Origin of the sequence: Rubidibacter lacunae KORDI 51-2, assembly GCF_000473895.1 — a bacterium.
Taxonomy (GTDB): Bacteria; Cyanobacteriota; Cyanobacteriia; order Cyanobacteriales; family Rubidibacteraceae; genus Rubidibacter; species Rubidibacter lacunae.
Genome location: NZ_ASSJ01000089.1, coordinates 1 through 8,827, shown reverse-complemented (window position 1 = coordinate 8,827; position 8,827 = coordinate 1). Strand labels below are relative to the sequence as shown.

Genomic DNA, 8,827 nt, shown 5'->3' with positions numbered 1-8,827 from the left:
CCCCAGCTTTTTGCCTCGGGTTCTTGGCCCAAGTGCAAGGGTTTTGAGGCTCTGGTGCCTATAACCTTGCACTTTTCTGGCATAGAAAACGCTGAGATCCTTTCATTGCATGGATTCCAGCCTTTTTCAGCAAGCCCTACCTATATCAACCTTTATAGCCTTTGTGAGAGCATGGAACCCGATGGATTTATGGGGCGATTATGGGACGCCGATCGCGCCTGGAACTGGGCGAATTTCTTGAGCAGGCGAAACGAATGCTCAAATCCGAGCGGGTTGGGGTCGGCATTCGCGTTCGGGGTAATTCGATCTGTCTTTACGGCACCCTACCGCCGAAGCCGGGCAGCAATAAATATAGTTGGCACCAGCAGGAGATCTCGCTGTCGGCGATTGTTGGGAGTCCGTGCTATCCCAACGCGGTGGGATCGATCGCGCTGTTAAGGAGGCTAGGCGCATCGGGTACGCGCTGGCAGCGGGCACGTTTGACTGGGACGACGTGTTCCATGAGGAGCGGGATTTACGTTCGTGTGGCTACTGGAAAGAGCGCTTCGAGCTCGACTATTTCAAACGCCGCCAGTGCACTCCCCAGTCTAAATTGACGTGGAAAACCGAATACCGGCTGGTTTTTCGGAAGCTGCCAGACAATGAGAAGCTCACCGCCGATCTGCTTCGAGGCGTGGTGCTGGGGACCGAGCCCGATACTCGCACTCGTAAGCGCTTCGTTACCGTTCTGACCGCTCTGGCTCGGGTGGCGGACATCTCTGTCGACCTGCAGGATCTTAAAGGTAGTTACCGTCCGGCCAAAGTTAGTCCGAAGTCGCTGCCGAGCGATCGCGAGATCGCCCAGATACACGCCTCGATAACCGGGACTTCTTGGCGCTGGTTTTACGGAATGATGGCGACATTTGGCTTGCGACCGAGCTAAGTTTTTTGCCTGAACTTTAACGACATTAACAATGGGCGAGTCGCGGTGCTTGATGGCGCGATCGGGGCGAAAACTGGGGCCCGGACAGTATGGGCGCTTTACCCCGAGTGGGTAGAGCGCTTCAACCTTCCCGCGATTGCGATTACAAAATTGCGCGGGCAAATCGAGACAGCTGACGACTATAGCCGGCGCGGCGCCAAGGGTTTCGCCCGCTACGGCGTCCCTCATAAACCCTATGCAATCCGTCACTGTTACTCGAGGCGATTGAGGGATTTCGATGTCGGCGACGCAGACGCCGCGGCGATGATGGGACATAGCCTTAAAGTTCATTAAGAAACCTATCAGAGCTGGCTGGGCGATACTTACCGCCAGCGCTCTTACGATGCAGCGATCGGGCGCAGCGATCGCCCAAAGGTGCCGGACTAACCTTCACGGCGAAGAATGGGTCCCTTTCTTCCGAGCTCTGAAGCGGCTGGGCTTCCGGGCTTCCGTTCTATGCCGTAACATCCTCCTAACGTCTATCGCTGGCGATAAGGCGCAGGCTTCCAAAAGATCGCTCTCGAGAGTTCCTGCTTCAACCGGTCTTGTCTAGGCTCTCGCCCCCGACAGCTTCCGTCCACAGGCAGTTTCTCCACGCGGTGTCCCACCGCAGAAAGTCCACGGTTCCGGAGCACTTGCGCGCTCGCAATGCCTCTCGGTTTAACCGACCCATACTCAGGACATTGATGCTCTCGCCCCGTCAATCAGCGATGAGAGATTGTCGTTACGATCCGGCAACCACAAAACGTCAGCTACCTTGTCACCAATCTCTTTCGTTTATCCCGTCTAGGCCCTTGATGTCTGGCAACAGTGTTGTTGGTTGCATGTCAAACGTAACCTGTGCTTAAGCGGGCAACTCCTGGACGGGTTCGTGTCACCTTTTGGGAGAAAACTCAGAAGCCGCCTGACCCTAGAAACAGTCAAATTTCCCAGCAACAGCTAGTTTCTAGAGCACTGCGAGGAGTCTTTGCAAGCCGTTGCGGAATTATCTTTCTATAAGGTGACATCCACCCCTCATAGACTCCTATTATTTCCCCATAGGAGCCCGACAAAATGAGGCCGCTCCACCCTAGTCCATTTTGCGTCGGAGACTCAGTGGACGCATGTCTGTCCAGACGGTCTTTATATAATCCAGGCATTCCTGCTTGGTTCCCCTCTTGCCGTCATCACGCCATCCTAAGGGATTTTCACGATCCGCCGGCAAAATGGAGTATTGTTCCTCGCCATTGATAACAACTTTGTACGTGATGTGACTTTCTTCAGAAAGCATTGTATATCCATCCTACTATTTCACCCTCGGACAGCTTGAAACATGAGCAACAATATTAATAAAGCTCCTACTGAGAGCTGATATCGACTATCGACCATGCTCGTCTGCCTAGTTGCAATTCTATTCCGTATCACCCGCCGATTGCATTGCTGTGTTACGCCAATTTACTCGTCCGAAACCCTGCCAGCATGCAGCACAACTTCAGGTGGCATAGTCGCGGCGCGATCGCGCGGGGAATTGTCGGCGGTAAGATTTTAATACTGAGCCCGAAGCCCCAGACATGGCAACACCTGTGATAGCTGACTCTAAGAGTACTGTGTTCGAGGTGTCCTAATAGGTAATGCAGGGGGCGAGGGGCAATCGCCGCAAGTCAAATCCTCTCTGGCTCGGTTGCCGTGTGGGAGGGGTGCGATCTGTATTTATTTTGGAGCTGCGTAATGAGCACGACGACTACGGGGGGTGGGACAGACAGATTTGACTTGCTAGCGATTCTGCTGCAGGGTACCGAGCATTGGAATGCTTGGCGTGAGAAGCATCCTGAGGTTGCGATCTACCTGGTTGGAGCCAATTTGAAGCGAGCCAACTTGGACCGAGCCCACCTGTTTGAAGCCAACTTAGAGGAAGCCCATCTGGAGCGAGCCCACCTGTTTGAAGCCAACTTAGAGGAAGCCCACCTGGAGCGAGCCCGCCTGGAAAGAGCGCACCTAGAGCAAGCGCACCTGGAGCGAGCCCGCCTGATTGGAGCACACCTGGAGGGAGCACACCTGGAGCGAGCCTACCTGGAGCGAGCCAGCCTATTTGGAGCGCACCTGGAGGGAGCGCACCTGGAGCGAGCCCGCCTGATTGGAGCACACCTGATTGGAGCACACCTGGAGGGAGCCTACTTGAAGGGAGCCTACCTGGAAGGAGCACGCCTGTAAGGGGCACACCTGGAGGGAGTACACATTATTGGAGCCTATCTGGAGGGAGCACGCCTGGAGGGAGCACACCTGGAGGGAGCACACCTGATCGGAGCACACCTGGAGGGAGCCAGTCTGGAGGGAGCCAATCTGGAGGGAGCCTACCTGGAGGGAGCCTACTTGAAGGGAGCCAATCTGGAGGGAGCACACCTAGAGGGAGCCAATCTGAGGAACAAAGAGGACTCCCTCATAGCTAAACTGATCAGAGATTCGTATGGAAGTGACGAATTCAGAATCGCAATTCTAGATGTAGAAATCACTCCTGGCGCGCTCGAACAACTGCAGGAGGCAATAGAAGGGTACGCGATCGCCTCCGGTTACGCTGATCTAGAAGTCCTCGACGAGAGGCGTGGCTTTTTTTTCAGACCATCCGCTGCCGGATTGCCCAGTTCATCACCTCAGAGATGCGAGAAGAAGCGACTCGCGAAGGGGTTGATATCTATAAGCGAAGCTTGTTAGCTAGCAAGGCAAAGCTAGAAGACATTGGCGTCAGTCAAACCGAGAAGTTGGCGATAGAAATAGCCAAACTTCTTAAAGAAGTCGCAAGCTTCAGCAATATTGTGCTCTCAGCTGGAAAGCTCTTTATTGTCAAGTGCACCGAAAGGCAAGGGCGGTCGCGAACCTTTGTTATCTCCGTAACGACCGAGCTGCAAAATGCTCTCGAAGCTCACCCGCAAATTCTGCTCTCGCCGATGGCCGCGATTGCCTTCCTAGAAAAACAGGGGCAGTTGTTGGTGCCGGTTAGGGTGGAGGCGGCTTCCTTGGAGCACGCTGATTGACATCCTCTCCCAGCAACCCTATCGGGTATGCAGGGAGATTCCCTGGGTCACCCCAAAGATTTCCTGCTTCAACTGGACTTCCCCGGGTTTGGTGGACACCTGAGAAGAGATGATAGTTTTCTTGGAGGTAACCACCATGCCACGGAAACGACGACAGTTCACCCTGGAGTTCAAGCTCGAGACCGTTAAACTCTTAAAGGAAGGTCCCCGCTCCCTCGCCCAGGTCGCTCGCGACATCGATTTGACCGAATCTGCCCTGCGCAACTGGGTGCGCCAGTACAAGGTCGACACCGGCATGCGTGAGGGAGCCACCCCGACCAAGCGCGAGGAACTGCGCCACCTGCGCGCCGAGGTCCGGCAGCTGCGACTGGAGCGCGAGCTGTAAAAAAATGCAGCGGCCTGCTTTGCCAAGGAGTCGCTGTGAGATTCGCGTTCATCGAGGCAGAGAAGGCCAGCAATCCCGTAACCTAGATGTGTCGTCTGCTGGGCGTCTCGCGCAGCGGCTTTTATGCCTGGCGCCGACGTCCCGAAAGCGCTCGCATCCGGGAGGACCGGCGGTTGCTGGTCGCGGTCAAAGCCATTCATTCGGTCTCACTCGGCACCTACGGCAGCCCGCGGGTGTACCGGGACCTGCCGGCAGCTGGGGAAGCCTTAGGACGCGACCGCGTAGCGCGCCTGATGCGGCAAGCCGGACTGCACTCTCGACGTCAGCGTCGTCGTTGCGCGGTCACAACCGATAGCAACTACCAGCAGCCGGTGGCAGCCAACGGACTCGGACGCGACTTCAGTGCCGAAGCGGTTTAATTGCAAATGGGCGGCTAACATCAGCTACGTGGGGACGCACGGCGGCTGACTATAGCTGGCGATGGTCCTGGTCCTAAACTCGCGCCGCTTGGTGGGTTGGGCGATGTCATCGCGCACCGACAGCTAGTTGGCAGTAGATGCCCTGAAGATGGCGCTGACTGAGCGCGGTCGACCCGAGCAGCTAGTGCATCACAGCGACCGCGGCAGCCAGCATGCGTCGAAGGTATACCAGCGCTGGTTGGGAGCATAAGGCATCGAGTGCTCGATGAGCCTTAGGGACAATTGCTGGGACAACGCGGTGGTGGAGAGCTTCTTTGCGACGCTGAAAACCGAGCTGGTATATCAAACTGTCGACCTAAACACGGAGGAAGCAACGTCCGAAATCTTCGAATCCATCGAGGTGTTCTACAATCGGCAACGATGGCACTCGACTCTGGGCTACGAAACACCAGCGAACTTCGAGCAAGCCGCACAAGCGACTTACCTGACCTGTCCACTAAACCCGGGCAAGACCAATCCCTCCAATATTCAAGGACTATACAACTTTTATAGGTTAATTATTGTGCCATGACTGCTCCTACAATAGCTTCACCGATTTCAGCAATTGCAGCATTCCGTTCAGCAAAAGAAACCTCAGTTTCCGTAATGTAAATGGCTGCAATAACCGGTTCGCGCTGGGGTGGCCACATGACTGCAGCAATCGAACGCGAACCATATCCGCCAGACCCTGTTTTATCAATGACATCCCAGTCTGATGGCACTGCAGCACGTATGAGGTCGCCGCTAATTTCATTTCCTTTGAGCCAGCTTTCCAATGTCTGGCGCGATTCAAAAGACAGTGTTCCCTTGAGGACTAACTGTTCGAGCATCATCGCCATTGCATTTGGCGAAGTGGTATCGCGTTGGTCACCCGGCACTGACTCGCTCAATTCTGGTGACCAGCGGTCTAGCCGGCTGGTCCGATCGCCGATAGAGCGCATAAATTGAGTGACAGCTTGAGGTCCGCCAATCGCTTGCATAACAAAGTTCGCAGCGGAGTTGTCACTCGTAGCGATTGTTGCTTGACATAATTCGCCGAGTGACATACCAGGAGCTCCAACACGTGTTTCGGTGACGGGCGAGTAGTCAGCGAGTTGACTTTCATCGAATATTACAATGCGATCTAGCTGCTCCTGACCAGAATCTACTCGAGAAAGGAGTGCAGCACAGGCTATTGTCTTGTAAGTACTGTTGATGGGGAAGCGATCGCCGGCATGATATCGCCAATTCCGATCGGTTTCCTTGTCGATAACTGCGATTCCTATACGAGCATTCAACCTTGCTTCAATTTGTTGAACAGCTGCGATTAAATCGTTCTCCCCCGCATTACTAGAGTAAGTTACTAGGGCAAAACCGATCGAAATCATCAAGCCTAGAAATATCGATGCAAAAAAGCCTTTTTTCCTAAGATTCATCAATTTAGTCCTACATGAACATGAGTCGAGAGTTATGTTGCCATCAAATGTGCAAAATGAACGCGAATTCACTACACATCAACTTAATTTTTGGGCTGTTACAGAGTTAGTTCAGATGAGCGAGAGTCTGTTAAATCGCTATTGAACAATTGTTTCCCGCTCCAAAGATAATATAGAACATACTTGAACGTCAATACTTAAAGAGTGTAGATACAGAAGCCGATTTTCCTTACACAAAGCTTTATAGGCAATATGCTTGGATCTTAACAAATTATAAACTGCGGCTCTTCTAGACGCCCAATCGTTCCACTACAGTCTTGAACTGCCTTTAGAGGAGCTGGATAGGTGACCCTATTGTGTCAATCTCCCAGGAAACAACCATTGCCGTTCAGCAGCTGCTAATGACAAGCTTGCCCTGCACCTCTGAGATAGAGAGCTTCAATGGTTTTGTTGCCACATAATTATCAAGATAGTATAAAACTTGTATTGGCGAACTATTGCGCCATAACTGCTTCTACAATCTCTTCACCAATTTCAGAAATCGCAGCATTACGTTCGGCAAAAGAAGCCTCAGTTTCAGTAATGTAAACAGCTGCTACAACCGGTTCACGCTGCGGTGGCCACATGATTGCAGCAATCGATCTCGAACCATACTGCCCAGCTCCAGATCGATCTCCAATATCCCAATCTGATGGAATTACAGCACGAAACAGGTTATCGCTAACTTCATTTCCTTTGAGCCAGTTTTCCAATTTCTGGCGCGATCCCAATGACAATGTTTGTTTGAGGACTAACTGTTCGAGCATCATCGCCATTGAATTTGGTGATGTAGTATCGCGTTTATCTCCAGGCACCGACTCGCTTATGGATGGGTACCAGCGGTCAAGGCGGCTAACCTCATCACCGATAGAGCGCATAAATTGAGTGATAGCTTCAGGTCCGCCAATCGCTTCCATGACAAAATTGCCAGCGGAGTTATCACTAACAGACATTGTTGCTTCGCAAAGTTCGTCGAGTGTCATACCAGGAGGCCCGAATCGTGTTTCCGTGATAGGAGAGTAGTCTACAAGGTCACTTTCATCGAAAACTACGATGCGGTCGAGTTTCTCTTGAGCAGAATCAACCAATGAAAGGAGTGCAGCACAAGCTATTGTCTTGAAAGTGCTGTTCATCGGAAACCGTTCGTCGGCATGATACTGCCAATTCCGATCGGTTTCCTTGTCATAAACTGCGATTCCAACACGAGCGTCCAAGGCTGCTTCGATTTGCCGAACAGTTGCAATGAGATCGTTCTCCCTTGCGCTACCAAGTGAAGGTAAAAGAGCAGAGGCGATCGCGATTGATAAGCCCAAAAATGCTGCCAAGAATATGCTATTTTTCCTATGCTTCATCATTTTTATCTTTTCGGAATTTAAATAGATTTTGGGTTGGTTTTTCGAGTCCATATCGAACACAAATCATCTGTTCCTCCGAAAGCCCCAAATAGTTGCGAGGAGTTAGTTCAGTCGAGCGAAAGTAGACTAGTTCGTTAGCGCCCCCCAAATATCCTTTATCAAAAGTATCAAGAAGATGTCTGAATGTCAATTTCCAGGATTTAGTGAATATTTATACCAAATTGAAAAAAGTAAGAATCGGATGCTAGAAGTAGGAACAGCGACCTGAGGAAACTCTGATGAGTGGCGTCACCCACGTTGAATTTCGCGAGAGTACTGAGGAACTCCAGGCACTGCTGCGCGCGGAGAAGCAGCCGTCAGCGAAAGAGCGCTTGCAAGCGCTCTACCTGATTCGAGCCGAGCAGTTCACGGTCTCGGCTGCAGCGCGGGTGCTGGGCAAACATCGAGGCACGCTCCAACGCTGGCTGGCCCGGTATCCCCAGGGCGGTCTGCCACAAATGCTGGCGCGCTCAACTAGCCCCGGTCGTCCGCGTGTCATTCCCGATTGGGCGGTGCGCTGCCTCCAGAAGCAACTCCAGGACCCAGAGGGCGGGTTCGAGCGCTACACGCAGATTCAGCAATGGCTGCGCACTCAGCTGGGTATCGAGGCCGACTACGCCACCGTCCATCACTTGGTGCGCTACCGGCTGCAAGCGAAACTGAAGGTCCCGCGACCGCGCCATCGACGGCAGAGCCAAGCGCGGCGTGCGGCTTTTAAAAAAACTTAGGGGCGGACCTGTCACTGCTCGGAGCGCACCGGTTGGGGCAGAAGCCACTCAAGGGTCGTATCCGCTACGTCACGGAAGATGAGGGTCGCTTCGGACTGAAGACCACGACGGGTCGTCGCATCACGCTGTCCGGCGTGAAGCCAGTAGGGGAATGGCAGTGGAAGTTCAAGGCATTTGGTTGTACGCCGCGGGGGAAACAGCGACGGGTGAGAGCTTTGTCTTGCGGCTGTCCCACGCCGACAGCCAGTGTTTCCAGCGTTTTCTTGAAGAGCTGTCGAAAATTTATCCGGATGACTTTCTCTTCCTGCAAGTGGACAACGGTCGCCTGCATACGGCCAAGAGTCTGGAGCTCCCAGAAAACGTGATGCTGTTATTCCAGCCGCCGTAATGTCCGGAGCTCAATCCCACCGAGCGGGTGTGGCAGCACCTGAAGCGAGAC

Annotated in this window: 10 protein-coding genes and 1 pseudogene; 8 read left to right on the top strand and 3 right to left on the bottom strand. The window is 53.2% G+C overall.

The annotated features are described in order from the left end of the window. The first annotated feature begins 355 nt into the window (after positions 1-355). Positions 356-922, top strand: coding sequence for a hypothetical protein (locus KR51_RS16695; protein WP_040656626.1), 567 nt, complete (start codon positions 356-358; stop codon positions 920-922). 45 nt (positions 923-967) lie between these two features. Beyond that, positions 968-1,255: a site-specific integrase gene (locus KR51_RS16690; RefSeq protein WP_040656625.1), complete on the top strand. Its 288-nt coding sequence runs from the start codon at positions 968-970 to the stop codon at positions 1,253-1,255. A 775-nt stretch (positions 1,256-2,030) separates the two neighbouring features. Here the strand turns inward: KR51_RS16690 and KR51_RS16685 are convergent. After that, on the bottom strand, positions 2,031-2,231 hold the full coding sequence (locus KR51_RS16685; protein ID WP_022609337.1) for an MbtH family protein: 201 nt from the start codon (positions 2,229-2,231) through the stop codon (positions 2,031-2,033). 437 nt (positions 2,232-2,668) lie between these two features. Here KR51_RS16685 and KR51_RS20360 point away from each other — a divergent pair, with 437 nt between their 5' ends. The 4 genes and pseudogenes from KR51_RS20360 to KR51_RS20000 form a co-directional block, all read left to right on the top strand. Next, entirely contained in the window at positions 2,669-3,151 is a 483-nt protein-coding gene (locus tag KR51_RS20360; protein ID WP_051358274.1) for a pentapeptide repeat-containing protein, read from the top strand. 9 nt (positions 3,152-3,160) lie between these two features. Then, positions 3,161-3,649: a pentapeptide repeat-containing protein gene (locus KR51_RS20355; protein ID WP_084202506.1), complete on the top strand. Its 489-nt coding sequence runs from the start codon at positions 3,161-3,163 to the stop codon at positions 3,647-3,649. Beyond that, positions 3,643-3,969, top strand: a complete 327-nt coding sequence (locus tag KR51_RS16670) for a hypothetical protein (RefSeq protein WP_040656623.1) — start codon at positions 3,643-3,645, stop codon at positions 3,967-3,969. The genes KR51_RS20355 and KR51_RS16670 overlap by 7 nt, the downstream gene beginning before the upstream one ends. 136 nt (positions 3,970-4,105) lie before the next feature. Beyond that, positions 4,106-5,266, top strand: a pseudogene (locus tag KR51_RS20000) (IS3 family transposase); the annotation flags it as partial. A gap of 64 nt (positions 5,267-5,330) precedes the next feature. Here the strand turns inward: KR51_RS20000 and bla (KR51_RS16655) are convergent. Both bla (KR51_RS16655) and bla (KR51_RS16650) read right to left on the bottom strand, forming a co-directional pair. Further along, the gene (gene bla / locus KR51_RS16655; protein ID WP_022609334.1) at positions 5,331-6,227 is read right to left on the bottom strand and encodes a class A beta-lactamase; all 897 of its coding nucleotides are present in this window, start codon (positions 6,225-6,227) and stop codon (positions 5,331-5,333) included. A 494-nt stretch (positions 6,228-6,721) separates the two neighbouring features. Further along, positions 6,722-7,618 carry a class A beta-lactamase gene (gene bla / locus KR51_RS16650; RefSeq protein WP_040656629.1) on the bottom strand — a complete coding sequence of 299 codons (897 nt, stop codon included), beginning with the start codon at positions 7,616-7,618 and terminating at the stop codon, positions 6,722-6,724. A 281-nt stretch (positions 7,619-7,899) separates the two neighbouring features. Between bla (KR51_RS16650) and KR51_RS16645 the strand changes: the two genes are divergently transcribed. Beyond that, entirely contained in the window at positions 7,900-8,388 is a 489-nt protein-coding gene (locus tag KR51_RS16645; RefSeq protein WP_040656622.1) for a helix-turn-helix domain-containing protein, read from the top strand. A 151-nt stretch (positions 8,389-8,539) separates the two neighbouring features. Beyond that, complete coding sequence (locus KR51_RS16640; protein WP_051358272.1) at positions 8,540-8,776, top strand: hypothetical protein; 237 nt, start codon at positions 8,540-8,542, stop codon at positions 8,774-8,776. The last annotated feature ends 51 nt before the right edge of the window (positions 8,777-8,827 follow it).